At 35.7% G+C, this 16,056-nt stretch carries 11 protein-coding genes; 9 read left to right on the forward strand and 2 right to left on the reverse strand.

The annotated features are described in order from the left end of the window. Positions 1 to 74: 74 nt before the first annotated feature. From JOC75_RS17365 to JOC75_RS17380, 4 genes are all read left to right on the forward strand, one after another. The gene (locus JOC75_RS17365; protein ID WP_204955247.1) at positions 75 to 2,900 is read left to right on the forward strand and encodes an immunoglobulin-like domain-containing protein; all 2,826 of its coding nucleotides are present in this window, start codon (positions 75 to 77) and stop codon (positions 2,898 to 2,900) included. Positions 2,901 to 3,010: 110 nt separating this feature from the next. After that, on the forward strand, positions 3,011 to 3,748 hold the full coding sequence (locus tag JOC75_RS17370; RefSeq protein WP_204955248.1) for a family 43 glycosylhydrolase: 738 nt from the start codon (positions 3,011 to 3,013) through the stop codon (positions 3,746 to 3,748). Further along, the gene (locus JOC75_RS17375; protein ID WP_204955249.1) at positions 3,708 to 5,189 is read left to right on the forward strand and encodes an AbfB domain-containing protein; all 1,482 of its coding nucleotides are present in this window, start codon (positions 3,708 to 3,710) and stop codon (positions 5,187 to 5,189) included. The genes JOC75_RS17370 and JOC75_RS17375 overlap by 41 nt, the downstream gene beginning before the upstream one ends. 36 nt (positions 5,190 to 5,225) lie before the next feature. After that, positions 5,226 to 9,032 (forward strand): family 43 glycosylhydrolase, encoded by a 3,807-nt coding sequence (locus tag JOC75_RS17380; RefSeq protein ID WP_204955250.1) that lies wholly within the window; start codon positions 5,226 to 5,228, stop codon positions 9,030 to 9,032. 66 nt (positions 9,033 to 9,098) lie between these two features. Here JOC75_RS17380 and JOC75_RS17385 read toward each other — a convergent pair whose 3' ends face one another. Then, positions 9,099 to 10,211 (reverse strand): SLAC1 family transporter, encoded by a 1,113-nt coding sequence (locus JOC75_RS17385; protein WP_204955251.1) that lies wholly within the window; start codon positions 10,209 to 10,211, stop codon positions 9,099 to 9,101. A 341-nt stretch (positions 10,212 to 10,552) separates the two neighbouring features. Further along, entirely contained in the window at positions 10,553 to 11,266 is a 714-nt protein-coding gene (gene ric, locus JOC75_RS17390) for an iron-sulfur cluster repair di-iron protein (RefSeq protein ID WP_204955252.1), read from the reverse strand. A 266-nt stretch (positions 11,267 to 11,532) separates the two neighbouring features. Here ric and JOC75_RS17395 point away from each other — a divergent pair, with 266 nt between their 5' ends. Genes JOC75_RS17395 through JOC75_RS17415 form a run of 5 tightly spaced genes read left to right on the forward strand, consistent with a single transcriptional unit; the run spans position 11,533 to position 16,053 of the window. Further along, a complete protein-coding gene (locus JOC75_RS17395; protein ID WP_239589547.1) occupies positions 11,533 to 12,615 on the forward strand; it encodes a hypothetical protein in 1,083 nt (360 codons plus the stop codon). Beyond that, entirely contained in the window at positions 12,602 to 14,770 is a 2,169-nt protein-coding gene (locus JOC75_RS17400) for a molybdopterin oxidoreductase family protein (RefSeq protein WP_204955253.1), read from the forward strand. The genes JOC75_RS17395 and JOC75_RS17400 overlap by 14 nt, the downstream gene beginning before the upstream one ends. Before the next feature lies 1 nt (position 14,771). Continuing rightward, a complete protein-coding gene (locus JOC75_RS17405; protein ID WP_204955254.1) occupies positions 14,772 to 15,332 on the forward strand; it encodes a 4Fe-4S dicluster domain-containing protein in 561 nt (186 codons plus the stop codon). A gap of 12 nt (positions 15,333 to 15,344) precedes the next feature. Continuing rightward, complete coding sequence (locus tag JOC75_RS17410; RefSeq protein ID WP_204955255.1) at positions 15,345 to 15,869, forward strand: Rieske (2Fe-2S) protein; 525 nt, start codon at positions 15,345 to 15,347, stop codon at positions 15,867 to 15,869. Continuing rightward, positions 15,859 to 16,053 carry a hypothetical protein gene (locus JOC75_RS17415; RefSeq protein ID WP_204955256.1) on the forward strand — a complete coding sequence of 65 codons (195 nt, stop codon included), beginning with the start codon at positions 15,859 to 15,861 and terminating at the stop codon, positions 16,051 to 16,053. The genes JOC75_RS17410 and JOC75_RS17415 overlap by 11 nt, the downstream gene beginning before the upstream one ends. Positions 16,054 to 16,056: the final 3 nt, after the last annotated feature.

A 16,056-nucleotide genomic window follows, 5' to 3' on the forward strand; every position in this document is an offset into this window, starting at 1 on the left:
CTAGTGATAGCTTTGAAGGTCAAACTTTTGGATTACTAAAACAAAATAATTAAAAGAATTAAGAGGAGAAAATGATGAAAAAACAAAGAAAAAGCAAATTTCTACCGTTGATCACAAGCTTGGTTATGGTATGTGCTGTATTACCTGGAACGACAACCTTATCAAAGGTAAATGCAGCATCAAATGTCGAGAAAATTCTTGATTATGATATGAGTAACATCAATGGAACAACTGTTGTTGATAGTGCGGGTCAATTCGACGGCACTCTGGTAAATCCTGAAGGTGTTGATTTAATTACAAATGAAGGTACAAAAGTCGTTAATTTTGAAGGTGGAGACACAGCATCATATATTGAAATTCCTAATGGTGTTTTAGATGGGTTAGAGAGTGTCACTGTTTCCTCTTTAGTGAATTGGGAAGGCTCTGGTGGTGCTCAATGGTTATATGGATTAGGTCAAGATGATACACATTATTTGTACTATACACCATCTTATATTGGTGGAGCGACAGATCGCCTCGGAATCGCAACAGACGCATGGAGAAATGAAACATTTGCAGCATCACCTAAATTACCTGCAACTGATTGGAAGTTAGTAACAACTGTTATCAATGGTGCAGAGGAAAAATTAGAAACCTATATAGATGGAAAGCTTGTTGCAACAGGTTCAACGAATGGTTTTACATTAGAAGATATTAAAAATACAGACGGAATTAGTGGATATATTGCAAAGTCATTTTATGCACCTGATCCTTATTTTGGTGGAATGGTTGCAGATTTTGAAATCTTCGGAGGAGCTTTAACTGCACAGGATGTAAGCGTTTTATATTCTGAAGCGGAAAAGAAGATTGACGCGATTGGCGGGTTAGGTGGATACTTTGTAAACTTTGCGATAAATCAACTTGAGGTAAGTTCTTTTCTGAAGTACAACGAAAATGAAAATGAAATTATGACAGATTTACAGCTACCTGAAAAAGGTGCATATGAAACAACGATTACTTGGCAATCGAATAATCAAGACATCATTAGCAATGAGGGAAAAGTAACAAGACCTTTGTATAGTGAAGGAGATCAAACTGTTGTGTTAACAGCAACTGTAACTGATGGACAAACAACACAAACAAAGGAGTTTACATTAAAAGTTTTAAAAGGACTTGAAGAATCAGTGGCATTACAAGAGGATGCTGATGCTTTAAAGATTTACCATGCAAGCGATGTACGAGGAAACCTACCTTTACCAACTAAAGGTGAAAATGGCTCAACAATTTCATGGGAAACAAGTGATTCTAATGTTGTGACAACAACAGGAGAAGTGAATAGACCTGAACATGGTAAAGGTGATGTAACAGTGGAGCTAAAAGCAACACTTAGTCTTAATGGACAATCTGTTGTAAAGGACTTTACTGTTTCTGTTACAGAAATGCCAGTGAAGGATGAAGAATATGCAGCATATTTAATGACTTATTTTAATGGAGAAGCGTATGCAGATGGAGAACAGATTCGCTTTGCATTAAGTGATGGTAATGATGTAACAGAGTGGAATGAAATAAATAATGGTGATCCTGTTCTTACTAGTACGTTAGGTGAGAAAGGTTTAAGAGATCCTTCGATTATCAGATCACCTGAAGGAGACAAGTTCTATTTACTTGCAACAGATTTAAAAGTTTATGGAACAAATGGAAATTGGGGGAGAACAGTTAGAGAAGGTAGTAATTCTCTTATGATTTGGGAATCTACAGATTTAGTTAATTGGTCTAAACAAAGAATGGTTGAAATTACTTCACCAGAAACAGGAAATACATGGGCACCAGAGGTTTATTATGACGATTCTACAGGAGAGTATATCGTTTACTGGTCTTCATTTGTTTATGATAGCGTAGCTGATCGCTATGGAAATGGAGCAAGTCACAACCGAATCATGTATGCAAAAACACGAGACTTCTACACATTTACTGAACCAGAAACATTATTAGATTTAGGTCATGATATTTTAGACACCGTTGCTATTGATTATAAAGACAAAGTCTACCGTATTACAAAAGGAACGTATTATACAGAAAAAGAGTTAGCCGGAGAAGAAATTAGAGAACATGTTTTTCAAGAAGTTGGAGATTCATTCTTTGGAGATTTTGAATTAACAAAAGAAGGAATTGGTATGGATGTTCTTGATCATGGTGAAGGAGCAGAAATATTCCAATCAAATACTGATGAAGATAAATTCTACTTGTTAATTGACGAATATGGAAATGGTAGAGGTTATACACTTTTTGAAACAAATGATATCGCTTCAGCAGATTGGAAGCTTTCAGAGGATATTAACTTACCTGATCGACCTAGACATGGTGATGTTCTTTCACTAACAAAAAAGGAATTTGAGCGATTGAAAATTAATATTCCTGGTGTTGGTGTTGATGTAACCGAGCCAGGGGATGGAGAGGAACCGCCAACAGACGGAGAAGAGCCGCCAACAGACGGAGAAGAGCCGCCAACAGATGGAGAAGAACCACCGACAGATGGAGAAGAGCCACCAACAGATGGTGAAGAGCCACCAACAGACGGTGAAGAACCGCCAACAGATGGAGAAGAGCCACCAGCAGATGGAGAGGAGCCACCAACAGACGGTGAAGAACCGCCAACAGATGGAGAGGAACCACCGACAGATGGAGAGGAACCACCGACAGATGGAGAAGAGCCGCCAACAGGTGGAGAAGAGCCACCAACAGACGGTGAAGAACCACCAACAGATGGAGAAGAATCACCAAATAATGAAGAGAAACAACAATCAGGAAATCTATTACCAGCAACAGCAACATCACTATATAACTATCTAGTTATCGGACTAGTGTTATTAGTAATTGGAGGATTCACTGCCACAAGAACAAGAAGAAAGACGGATATATAGATTACTAAGGGGAGCTGACTCTTTGATTTGTAATAGTCAGTTCTCCTTTCATTAAGAAATACTTAAAAAGTAAGAGTAAGTGAAACAACATTAAATGTGGGAGGAAAACCATGAAAAAAACAATCATAATGCTTCTCATGGTGTTACTAATGATCGGATCGTTCGTTCCAATTTCGAAAGCGGATAATCCTGTTATTAAGGATCAATTTAGTGCTGATCCAGCAGCAATTGTACATGATGGGAAAGCTTATCTGTATACAGGTCATGATGAAGCGGCTACAAATGGAGATTTCTTTGTGTTGAAAAAATGGAGCATCTATTCTTCTAGTGATTTATCAAATTGGAAGCTAGAAGGATCTATGCCACGTACAGAATTTGAGTGGGCAACAGGGGATTCTGCATGGGCTTCACAAGCAATTGAAAGAGACGGTAAATTTTATTGGTATGTAACAGTTGACAATAGTGATCCGAATGCACCAGGGTTTGCACTTGGTGTTGCTGTATCTGATAATCCAGCAGGTGGATTTAAAGATGCGATTGGTGGTCCGCTTGTTATTAGTACCGATACTGAAAACCCGGAAAATATGGGATCAGATTCTTGGGATGATATTGATCCAACAGTGTATATCGATGATGACGGTCAAGCATATTTATACTGGGGAAATACTCATCTTTATTATGCAAAATTAAAAGAAAATATGATTGAGCTCGATGGTGATATCCACAAGGTAGATATTGCAAATATGCCTGGTACGTTTACTGAAGCACCTTTTCTTCACAAATATGAAGGAAAGTATTATTTAACATATGCAAAATTATCCAGAAGAGTTAGTTTATGCAATGAGTGATAGCCCAACAGGTCCATGGGAGTATAAAGGAAAGCTTATGGATACGCTTGATAGCAGTGGAACAAGTCATCAAGCTGTTCTAGAGTTTGAAGATGAATGGTATTTCATTTATCATACGGCAGCTCTTCCTACAGGTGGAAATTATCGTAGATCAGTAGCAATTGAGAAATTGAACTACAACCTTGATGGCACAATTCAAAAGATTACTCCTACGGCATCTGGAATAAGCGATTCTAGCTTTTCTATGAAATCATTTCATGATCAAAACAGATATGTGCGTCATTTAAATGGTGCTCTTAGAGTTGATCCTATTGATAATAACAGCTTAGATTCTAGATGGCATACTGTTGCTGGTCTAGCAAATAATGGAGAGGACTTTATTTCCTTTCAATCGGAGAATAAGCCGGGCTTTTATTTAGTAAGAAATGGTTCAGATGTAGAACTGAAGAAACATGATGGAACAGATAGCTTTAAAGAATCGGCAACGTTTAAGAAGGTTCCAGGATTAGCAGATAAGAACTGGGTATCTTTACAAACTCTCAATGATGAAAATTTATATTTATATCAACGAGATAATTTTACATTTGGTGTAAATGCAGTAGATTCAGCTGAAAAAAATAGCCGAGCTACACTTCAATTAGCTGAAGCAGATGCTACAGAAGTTGTGTTAGACAAGACTTCACTAACATTAGAAGAAGGAACATCAACAACTCTACATGCAAAAGTAACACCTAACACAGCTCTTAATAAAAAAGTATCCTTTTATTCTAGTAATTCAGATGTTGCGACAATCTCTGAATCTACTTATGACGCTAAAACAGGTGAAACGTCAATCACTCTAAAGGGAAAAACAGCGGGATCAACAGAGATTATTGCTGTGTCAGAGGATGGTAACTACTCTGCAAAAACAAATGTTGAGGTCAAAAAGCATGAAGAAAATCCGATTGAGATTAAGGATGTCGTGATATCTAGCAATTCAAAATCAAAAGAAATCAATATTGAAGGAATCTTGAAAAATCAATCTGGAAGAGACATTACCGTGAAAGTAGAAGATCCAAACGGGAATTTCGCTTATCTAGATCAAACGACTACGAATGATCATGGCAGCTTTGCTTTTGAATTTAAACTAAATGATGAGGTAAATGGAGTATTTCAGGTGAGTATTGGTGCTGCTGATTTGGAAAAAGTGTATAAATCTAGCTTTACCTATACAGTAGACACTACAGATTCAGGAGATAAAGATGGTCCTAATAAGGATAAAGAAAATCCAGGTGATAAAGCTGAATCGCCAACTGATAAAAATGATGATTCAAAGAACAAAGATGGAAAAGGTCTCCCTAGTACTGCTACTAGCATGTTTAACTATCTAGTTATTGGTGCTCTTTTAATAGTAGGTGGAGTATTTACGATTTTTATGAGAAAAAGAAAAATACAAGAATAATAGAATTGAGAAGTAGAAAGTGAGGGAGGATATAGTATGAGAAAGATGGTTTCAGTTTTATCTGTTTTAGCCATTTTGTTTAGTATGTTTCCAGCAAGTGTGATACCAACCATTACGGCAGCAACAAATGACTTGGAAAATAATCTTATTCTTTGGTACAACTTTGAACAATCACCAGATTCTAAAACAGTAAAAGATCAATCAGGTCATGATCATGATGGTGTACTAAATAATAATGCTACACTTGTATCTGCCGAAAAGGGTGGGGCAGTTCAATTAGATGGTGACCAAGACTTTGTGACAATGCCTTCAGGAATACTTGACGAAACGAAGAATGTAACAATTAGTACATGGGTAAACGTGGAGTCGGCAAAGGATTGGGCAACATTGTATAGCATTGGTGATTTTACAGCAAATGCTGATTATGCGATTAATTATGCATTAAAATCTGCTGGTGAAAATGGAATGCTAGAATTATTTGGACCTTCCCCATTTCCATCAATCGAAACAGCAGGTATTCCAATAAATGAATGGGTTCATGTAGCAACTGTTATTTCAGAGCAAACGATGCATCATTATATTAATGGTGTACTACAAGGCTCAGAGCCGATCGGAATTGATTCGGGTGATATTGTCTCAGCAACGAATTATATTGGATATCATGCGATGGCACATGAGCAAGTTGAAAATAAAGGATTACATGGAAAAGTTTCTGATTTCAGAATTTATAACAAAGCACTTAGTCTTAATGACATCAGAGAATTAGCTGATTTTTCATTTGATATTAAAGAAGTGGAAGAAGTGAATGTAACAACTGTTGTTGGTACTGAACCAAAGCTACCAGAAGAAGTGAATGTAACATATTCTAATAATGCTACTGAAAAGCGCCCAGTAGTATGGAATGAAATTCCTACAGACAAATATGCTTCAGCAGGAGCTTATGTTATAGAGGGACTGATCGAAGGTTCAACAGTTAAAGCAAAGGCAAATATAACTGTTACTACGGATAAAGAAATTACTTCAGTTGAAACAATATCTGTTTCAACAACTGAAGGATCTTTACCGAATCTCCCAGCTACTATTGAAGTGTTTTATGCTGACAATTCAAGTGATGAGGTAAATGTGACGTGGGACACAATAAATGAAGATCAATACCGTACAGCAGGAACGAGCTTTACGATTAACGGAACAGTAGAAGGAATGTCTGAAAAAGTAGAGGCGTTTGTTTATGTGACAACGAATGTTTCTGGAGATTTAGTAGCATGGTACAAATTTGATCGATTGCAGGGAGATTTGGTACCAGATCTATCAGGCTCTGGGATGCATGGTACATCTGTGAATGGTGGGACCTTACAAACTGTTGAATCTAAGCAATCAATTGACTTAGATCACAATAATAAGCAGCATGTTACTCTTCCATCAGGAATTGTAAATAATGTCGATGATTTTACTTTATCAACATGGGTGTACTTAGATTCAAAAACTGGAGATTGGGCAAGAATTTTTGATTTCGGAAATGGAGCAAATCAGTCGACGGTTTTTCTAACACCTAATCTTCGCTTAGATATGAGAGGATCGATTACAACAGCAGCATCAGGAGCACCTAAGGTTGGAGAATGGACACATCTAGCAATTTCAAAAATTGGTGATCAATATACGATTTATAGTAATGGACTACCAGTAAGCAAATTAACAGATGATCGTGCTCCAGGTCTTACAACTCGTAATTTTATCGGAAGATCAAATTATGCAGCAGATCCTTATCTTGACGGGAAAATTAGTGATTTTAGAATTTACAATGAAGGTTTAAACGAAGAAGAAATCAGTCTAGTGATAGCAGAATCCTTTTCAGATGAAGATGCTGTTAATAAAGCGAAAGAATCTTTTAGCTTAGGAGATACATCAGCTATTGTAAGTAACATGGATTTACCAAGTGTAGCAGATAATGGTGTCACAGTTTCATGGTCATCAAATAATCAAAATGTTATTTCAAATGATGGCAATGTGAAAAGACCTTCACTAAAAGAGGAAAATGCGACAATTACGTTAACAGCTACATTTAGCCGAAATGGTTATACAGACACAAAGGACTATAGTGTAACAGTTCTTGCTGATAACATTGTTTCTGTAGAAGAGCTAAATGTGATGACACCAAAAAATTTCCCGCCAAAGCTGCCTGAGAAAGTCGTTGTAACCTATTATGATGATTCTCAAGGAGAGATGAGTGTGGAATGGGAAGATTATTCTTTAGAAAAGCTGTCAAAATCAAATTCATTTAAAGTAAATGGCAAAGTTTATGACACAGATATTAAAGCAGTCGCAAATATACATGTAGCAGATCTAGTAAGTGTTGACGATGTGCATGTAACTACTGCTCAAAACGTTGAACCAAATTTACCAGATACGGTAACAGCACATTATAGTAATGGCATGACAGATCAGTTAGCTGTTGATTGGAATGAAGTAAATAAAAATCAATACGCAAAAACAGGTAGCTTTACAGTAGAGGGAGCTGCTGCAAAATATAATTACACAAACCCTCTTATTGAGCAAAGAGCTGATCCAAATATTTATAAGCATAGTGATGGCTACTACTATTTCACAGCATCAGTACCAGAATACAATCGAATTGTGATGAGACGTGCAAAAACAATTCAAGGTTTAGCAAATGCAGAAGAAGTCACAATATGGGAAGCACACGAATCAGGAGAAATGGCTGTTCACATCTGGGCTCCAGAAATTCACTTTGTTGATGGAAAGTGGTATATCCACTTCGCTGCAGGACATTCTGATGATATTTGGAAAATCAGACCTTATGTTCTTGAATCAGGTGATGAAAATCCGTTAACTGGTACTTGGCTTGAAAAGGGAATGGTTCAAAAATCAGAAGAGGATGCTTTTTCTTTCACTGACTTCTCTTTAGATGCAACAATCTTTGAGCATAACAGAAAAAGATATTTTATTTGGGCACAAAAAGAAGAAGGCATATCAAATCTATACATGGCAGAAATGGAAAATGCATGGACAATCAAAGGAAAACCAATGCTTCTTGCAACTCCTGATTATGAATGGGAAAGACGCGGATTCTGGGTAAATGAAGGACCAGATGTGATCAAAAGAAATGGAAAAATATTTGTTTCATTTAGTGCAAGTGCCACAGACTCTAACTATGCTATTGGATTATTAACAGCTTCTGATACAAGTGATTTAATGGATCCAAAATCTTGGTATAAATCACCAGAACCTGTTATGGAAAGTAATGACTCAACCAGTCAATATGGTCCAGGACATAGTACATTTACTGTAGCAGAAGATGGTGTAACAGATATCCTTGTCTACCATTCTCGTTCTTATAAAGAAATCGACGGTGATCCTTTATACGATCCTAATCGCCATACTAGAGTAAAGAAATTAACTTGGAACGATGATGCCACACCAAACTTTGGTACACCTAACGAAGATGGCCTTGTTGTTGGACCAACAATCGAGGTAAAAGCACATGTTACAGTTATCGAAAATACTGGATATCAAACAAAAAATAAATTTAGCTTAGATAAACTAGAAGCTAACAAACAATTAGATGTAACGACATCTGTAACAAATAACTCAAATTCAAAAGAATCAATAATGGTAGTTATGGCATTATATGATGCTGATAACAAAATGGTAGACATGAAATCCACATCGAAACAAATCTCAAAAGGTAAGGAAGAAACCTATAAGTTGGGATTAAAGCTTCCGAAGAATGTGGAAGGAAATAAAGTAAAAGTGTTAGTTTGGAAAGGTGAAAGTTTAGAAGAGACGAGTATGATGCCTGTTTCTAAAGGATTTGTTTTAGAGTAAGTAAGATAACATACAAAAAGGCTTCCTCCTAAACTTGTTGGAGGAAGCCTTTTATGATTTCCGTTTCTATCTAGCGCGAATGAAGACCTTTTTTATAGTAGATCTATACACTCCATTTATTTCACCAAAAGGCAATGTAGCTTTTAAGAATAATATACTTTCAAAGACAAGGAGAAATATCAAGACAGGTAGGCCAGCATTTATAATCATATTTTTTGTAAAATAAAGTATAGACTGGTTATGAAAACTCGTATTTGTTAAATCAAGGTTCATTGTAAATACATAAAATGTTCCAAAGGTAAAATTACGTGCCCATTGAGAAACATGATAATGTCCAATTGCATGATGAATACTATAGCGTTTAACTCGTGCAAACATTCTCCACACTTCTATCCCTTCAATGAAGATAAACAGACAAATGGCGACGAACCAGATATATACTATACTATCAAAATTTATTGATTCAGACATGATAGCTGCTACTCCAGTAATAGATATAGCGCCATGAATAATGCAATTTGTATTTTTCCAGTCATCTGATACATTCCAAGAGATTGTTAGATATCGTTTTAAGATGAAGAGAATGTTAATGATATATAGGAAGATTCCTATATTAATTAGTATTTTAGTAAGGATATAGGCAAAATAATTGTCAAATAAATTTCCATATACAATGACTAATGATTGTGTGCTTACTGTTGATAGTAAGAGGATGCCATGAACCTTTTCAAAGTACTTGGATTTGAAAATCACTTGATAACATCGTATGCAGCTAAATAAGTAAAATATCCATAATCCACCATTAAGAATAGATATAACTGCAATAATTGTTTTGTACTGTGGATACTGTTTGAAAAATAAAAAACATAGTATGGATGTACCCGCAATCCAAGTCCCAACTGCAAAGCTTTGGACAGGATGTGTTAAATATCTCCTACGAAATGATCCTTTTAATGCAGTTTTAAGGAAAGTAGCAAATAGATATAGCCATATAATTAATAATGCTAAATCAAGAGTGAAAATAAAAATGTGCTGAAAGCGTGAATGTATACTAATCAATAATATACCTATAGCCATAATTAATGCTCCATTTGATGCATCAATAGGGTTTCTTCGGAAAATTGATCTTTTACGAAACGATAGAATGACAGACTCTAGAAAATTAGGGAAATCTTTCATCAGTAGTAAAACCTCCTCCGATCGAATTACTCGGAATTGTTTTTAAATGTATATATGAAATACTTCTTTTAAAACACAAAATTGATTATAACATAATTTTCTTTCACTTCGTGGAGGAATGTTGATTTCGAAGTTGTTACAGTGGAATGTACAGAGGAGGCTTGACTTCTTGGCTGGTGAACCTTGTATTTGGAGCGAAATGGAGTCATTTGTATCAGTTCCTAAAAATTCATTGAAAAACAAAATAATATGTGACAATAAACCAAAAATAAAGCCCGTTTCACACACTCAACTAAGTGATGAAGCGGGTTTTTAAGATTTTTTCCGATATATAAATGAAACTATATACTAACCCCAACTGCTGCAGCTACCCTTGGAAACAAAACATTATTTTCAAGATGGATATGGTCAAATAAATCATTTTCAAGTGCTTCAAGTCTTTGATAAACAACTCGGTATGTTCCACACGCATTTTCAGGTGGAGTGAAATCATTGGTGATTTCTCTCATTTCCTTCATTAAATCACCAGCATGGTTATGTTCATTCACTAATTCTCTCATTTTGATACTAAATTCTTCTATTAATTGATCAGAAGGGGATTCTTCCAATTTAAGTATAAGTGGAAAGTCTTCAGATTCCTCTTTCATTAGATGGGTCACTAAGTCATTCTTTAACTCATTGAATAATTGATAAAGTTTTGCTAAATGTGGTTGTGTACCTCCATGTACTCGAGCCACCTTTGTTACGTACGGACTTAATGTTGGTAATTCTTCATTTAAATAACGGTGGTGCTTACTTACAATATGATCAATTAGTTCACGATTACTTGCAATCTCCCAATCAATAATAATCTGATTCTTTGACTCCTCATAGAGTTCATTTAATTCTGTAATAAGTTGTTGAGCAGGAAGGTTCCTTTCTAAAATTGCCTCGATAAGCTGTCGATTTCCCCCACAGCAAAAATCAATTCTATAAGATTTGAAAAAATCACTAGCTTTAGGAAACGTCCGAACAACTTCCCCAACATTTGATGATTCATTAAACATATGTGCCATTTCAATAAAACCTCCAATTAGTTATACTGTGAATCTTTTTAAGCATAACAGTAATCGGAAAAAAGCTTTGTGAGAAATATCACATCTCTATAAATGATTCTATTTTATAGTTGAAATCGAAAAGAAATATCTTAAATAAATCTTTTAAGGTGTGAATTTATTGTTTTAGATGACAATTCACTAATTTCGGAAAATTATTGATGTAATGAATAGGTTCTATGTAATTGATTTTAACTAAAGTTGAACGAACACAAGGAGGATCAGCTATGGAGGATTTTGTACCAATTCAAAAAAAACAGAAACAATCAATTAATGATGCGTTTGCATCACATTTTGCAAAATCAATGTTTTTAACAGTTACGGCACTTATTTTTTTGTCTTTTATATCTACGAGAATGTTTACACATGTTGATTTAAATTTATACGGATACATGGTAGGAACGATTGTTTTTATAGGAGGATTTTTTTACCGATTTATTGCGTGGGGTGAAAGACCACCTACTAAGATTTTTATCAAAAAAGGGTTGAAGCTTTTATTTAGAAAATCAACTCCAAAAACAACGACCGAGCAACTTGTTACATATAACTTTATTTGGAACAGAGGAATCTATCGTTGGACACAGCACATCTTAATGGGCTGGGGTTGCATTCTTTCTTGTTTTGTTACTTTCCCATTAGTTTTTGGTTGGATGTATTTTACGATGGAGGAAAATGGCTATTACACTGTTGTCGCATTAGGTATTAATTTGATGAATGTAAAAGCAGATGGCATTATTGCTTTTTTCTTTTATAATGCTCTCAATTTTACAGCCATTATGGTGATTATCGGAGTTTGTATGGCGCTGTACCGACGTTTGAAAAATATGCAAGCTAGAGCAGAACAAACCTTTATGTATGATTTTTTACCACTTTATTTATTGCTTTTTATATCGATCACAGGGTTAGCACTAACTTTTATGAATGTTTTTCTTCATGGGTGGGGTCAACCGATCATGTCTTTAATCCATCAATTCTCAGTAATCATTACACTCATTTATCTTCCTTTTGGAAAGCTAGCACATATTCCTTTTAGACCTTTAAGTGTTTTTGCAAGAAATTACCGAGAACATTATGCAGAACAAGCAATGAAGAAATGTATGGTGTGTGGAGATACGTTTGTATCTGTAGAGCAATCGACAGATGTTAGAGATGTGCTCAATATAAATTCAATAGATTTTAAAATGGAAGATGGATTTCATTTAACAGAACTATGTTTACCATGCAGAAGAAAATATCGAATTTCAAGATTCTCAGGAATTCCTACTCATGAAATTAAGGTGAAGGAGGCTAATCAACATGCAAAGGGATAAGTTTTATAAAGAAGTCGAAAACCTGAATCATCCAAATGAACAGTTAATCAAAACACATTGTAGCTACTGTGGAATGCAATGTGGAATGAATTTGAGGGTTAATACAATAACGAACAAGATAATTGGTGTTGAACCTCGCTATGACTGGCCTGTTACGGTAGGGAAAATGTGCCCAAAAGGTGTAACAGCTTATCAGCAAACAAATCATAAAGATCGGATTTTAAAGCCACTAATTCGCGATAACTCAAATTTAAAAGGAACGAAAGAGGGATTTCGTGAAGCAACTTGGGATGAAGCATACGAATTAATTACAAAGAAGTTTTCGGAGCTACAAGAAAATTACGGTAAAGATTCTCTTTCTGTTTTTAGTGGTGTGTCTATGACAAATGAAAAATGCTATTTAACAGGGAAATTTGCAAGAGTTGCATTAGGAACTAAATATATTGATTATAATGGTCGCTTCTGTATGTCAAGTGCTGCTGGTGGTTTTCTAAGGTCCTTTGGAGTTGACAGAGGTTCAACATTACCTTGGACTGATATTCATGAAACAGATTGTTTATTTATTGCCGGAAGTAATACAGCTGAATGTCACCCAACTTCAATGTTCCGTGTGTGGTCTGTTCAAGAAAGAGGAGGCTACTTAATTGTCGCAGACCCTCGGGAAACACCTCTAGCGAGAAGAGCTGATGTGCATTTGGATTTAAAACCTGGAACTGATCTAGCATTAGCAAATGGAATTCTACATTTACTGATCGAAAACAACTATATTGATGAAGGCTTTATCAATAAACATACGAATGGTTTTGAAGAAACCAAAGAATTAGTAAAGGAGTTTACTCCAGCTTACACAAGTGAAATAACAGGCGTTTCAATAGAAAAAATAATTAGAGCTGCTGATATATATGGAAAGGCGCCGAATGCGATTGTGATGTTTGCAAGAGGAATTGAGCAGCAGCATAAAGGTGTTGATAATGTTTCAGGTTATGTGAATATGGCTTTGATCACAGGAAAAATCGGTCGCCCAAAAGCAGGTGTTGCAACATTTACTGGGCAAGGAAATGGGCAAGGTGGTCGTGAACATGGGCAGAAATCAGATTTATTACCAGGTTATCGAAAAATTACGAATCCTAAGCATGTTGAAGAGGTTTGTGAGGTATGGGGAATAACGCCTGAAGAAATGCCTGGACCAGGTGTTTCTGCATATGAGATGTTCGAATTAATGGAAGAAAAAGTAATTCGCGGCTTGTATTTACTTTGTTCAAATCCAGCTGTTTCTGCTCCTAATTTAAACTTTGTAAGAAGTGCCCTTAAAAATTTAGATTTTATGGTTTGCTCTGATTTTTATTTGTCAGAATCTGCTGAGTTTGCAGATGTGATTTTACCTTCAGTAACTTGGTCTGAAGATGAGGGCACAGTTACAAATCTTGAAGGAAGAATTATTAAAATCAATAAAGCTCAAGAACCAATTGGTGACTCTAAGCCTGATTGGCTTATACAAGTTGAATTAGCTGAAAAACTTGGAAAGGGAAAATATTTTTCTTATTTAAAAAACGCGAGAGATGTAGCTGATGAATTTCGTCGTGCAACCAAAGGTGGTTATGCCGATTATTATGGTGCTACTTGGGATAAAATCGACAAACAAGATGGGGTGTTCTGGCCATGTAAAGATGAGCAAGATAAAGGTACACCACATATGTTCTTAGATAAAAAATTCTATCATCCTGATGGGAAAGCAAAAATCTGTGCATTACCATATCGACCACCTGCTGAAGAGCCATGTCAAGAATATCCACTTCGATTAACGACAGGTCGGGTTGTGTATCATTACTTATCAGGAAATCAGACTAGAAGGATCCCATTTCTTCATGATATGTGTCCTGAGCCATATGTTGAGATACATCCAAAAACAGCGCAAATTTATGGAATTGTCCATGAGGAAATGATTCGCCTTTATACACGTAGAGGTGAATGTCAATATAAAGTGAAAATCACAGAAGCAATACGTGAAGATACTGTTTTCGTTCCATACCACTTTGGACATGAAGAATCAATTAATCTACTAACGATTGCTGCTCTTGATCCCATTTCAAGAATGCCTGAATTTAAAGCATGTGCATCACAGATTGAAAAGCTAGAAGTAAGGACGGTGGATTAAGTTGAAAAAAAGACTTTATCTTGAATTAGAAAATTGTATTGGATGTCGTTCATGTCTTGCTGCTTGTACTCAATGTGGTGGACATGAAGAACGAAATCGAAATTATGTGTATGATGTTAATCCACTAGTGAACAAACAAACTATGCCACTAATGTGTTTACATTGTGTAAATCCTGCTTGTGCAAGAAGTTGTCCGGCCCAAGCGATTCAAATTCATGAAACAGGTGCTGTATTATCTGCACTAGTTGAGAAATGTATCGGATGTCAAAACTGTACAATTGCTTGTCCATACGGTATTCCAAAATTTGATACAGAACAAAACTTAATGTACAAATGTGATTTATGTATAGATCGTACAAAGGATGGTATTCCGCCAATGTGTGCTAGTGTTTGTCCATCTAATACTCTCCAATGGCTAACAGAAGAAGAAATTGAAACAAAACAAAAAAAGCATGATTTAAACAATGGGAAATGGGTTTCAAGTATGCCTTATTTAGAAGGTGAAACAAATGTGAAAATTAGCTTGCCAGGAATACTACAAGGAACATCAAAGCTATTTTAGGAGGAAGTGGAGATGATGGAAAACAACAATAAAATACCATTTGAAGAAGATAATTACACACACAATATTAATCGAAATAATGAGCGTATGTTGGATCGTAGAGGATTTATGAAAACACTAGTTGGTGCAGCAGGTTTGTTTGCAGTCTCTTCCTTACCATGGGGAGCAGTTGCAGCAAAAGAGCTATTGGGTCTATCAAACAAGGAATATCCTAAAATGAAAATTGCTGATGTAAATGCAGTAGCAGTAGGAGATTCTGTGAAATTTGCTTTTCCTAGTGAACATGACAGTGCTCTTTTGATTCGCTTAGGAGAAAATAAATTTGTCGCCTATCAAAATGCATGTACACACTTACGCTGTCCTGTATTTTGGGTGAAGGAAGAGGGAGAAATGATCTGTCCTTGCCACCATGGAAAATTTGATGCAAACACAGGTGCTCCAACAGCTGGTCCACCAAGAAGACCTCTACCTGAAATTCAAGTGAAAGTTGAAAATGGTGTAATTTATGCAATTAGGGTGAAGCGTTATGAAGCGTAAGTATCTTAATGTAATCATTCTTTGTATCTTCTTATTTTTGAATATTATTTTCACTCAATATATGGTTCATCAATATTATTTTGAAAACTATATAACGAGCATCATTTTTTGTGGATTAAATATTTTATTGTTTCCACTAGCACTTCTTATTTATAAAAGAGATAAAAAACGACAGGGTGTGTGAACA

The sequence above is a fragment of the Metabacillus crassostreae genome (assembly GCF_016908395.1).
Lineage (GTDB): Bacteria > Bacillota > Bacilli > Bacillales > Bacillaceae > Metabacillus > Metabacillus crassostreae.

Bases quoted from the DNA above. Each gene is read 5' to 3' on its own strand.
- JOC75_RS17375 (WP_204955249.1), top strand. From the start codon at position 3,708: ATGCAAAATTATCCAGAAGAGTTAGTTTATGCAATGAGTGATAGCCCA.
- JOC75_RS17365 (WP_204955247.1), top strand. From the start codon at position 75: ATGAAAAAACAAAGAAAAAGCAAATTTCTACCGTTGATCACAAGCTTG.
- JOC75_RS17370 (WP_204955248.1), top strand. From the start codon at position 3,011: ATGAAAAAAACAATCATAATGCTTCTCATGGTGTTACTAATGATCGGA.
- JOC75_RS17385 (WP_204955251.1), bottom strand. From the start codon at position 10,211: ATGAAAGATTTCCCTAATTTTCTAGAGTCTGTCATTCTATCGTTTCGT.
- JOC75_RS17400 (WP_204955253.1), top strand. From the start codon at position 12,602: ATGCAAAGGGATAAGTTTTATAAAGAAGTCGAAAACCTGAATCATCCA.
- ric (WP_204955252.1), bottom strand. From the start codon at position 11,266: ATGGCACATATGTTTAATGAATCATCAAATGTTGGGGAAGTTGTTCGG.
- JOC75_RS17395 (WP_239589547.1), top strand. From the start codon at position 11,533: ATGGAGGATTTTGTACCAATTCAAAAAAAACAGAAACAATCAATTAAT.
- JOC75_RS17410 (WP_204955255.1), top strand. From the start codon at position 15,345: ATGATGGAAAACAACAATAAAATACCATTTGAAGAAGATAATTACACA.
- JOC75_RS17380 (WP_204955250.1), top strand. From the start codon at position 5,226: ATGAGAAAGATGGTTTCAGTTTTATCTGTTTTAGCCATTTTGTTTAGT.
- JOC75_RS17415 (WP_204955256.1), top strand. From the start codon at position 15,859: ATGAAGCGTAAGTATCTTAATGTAATCATTCTTTGTATCTTCTTATTT.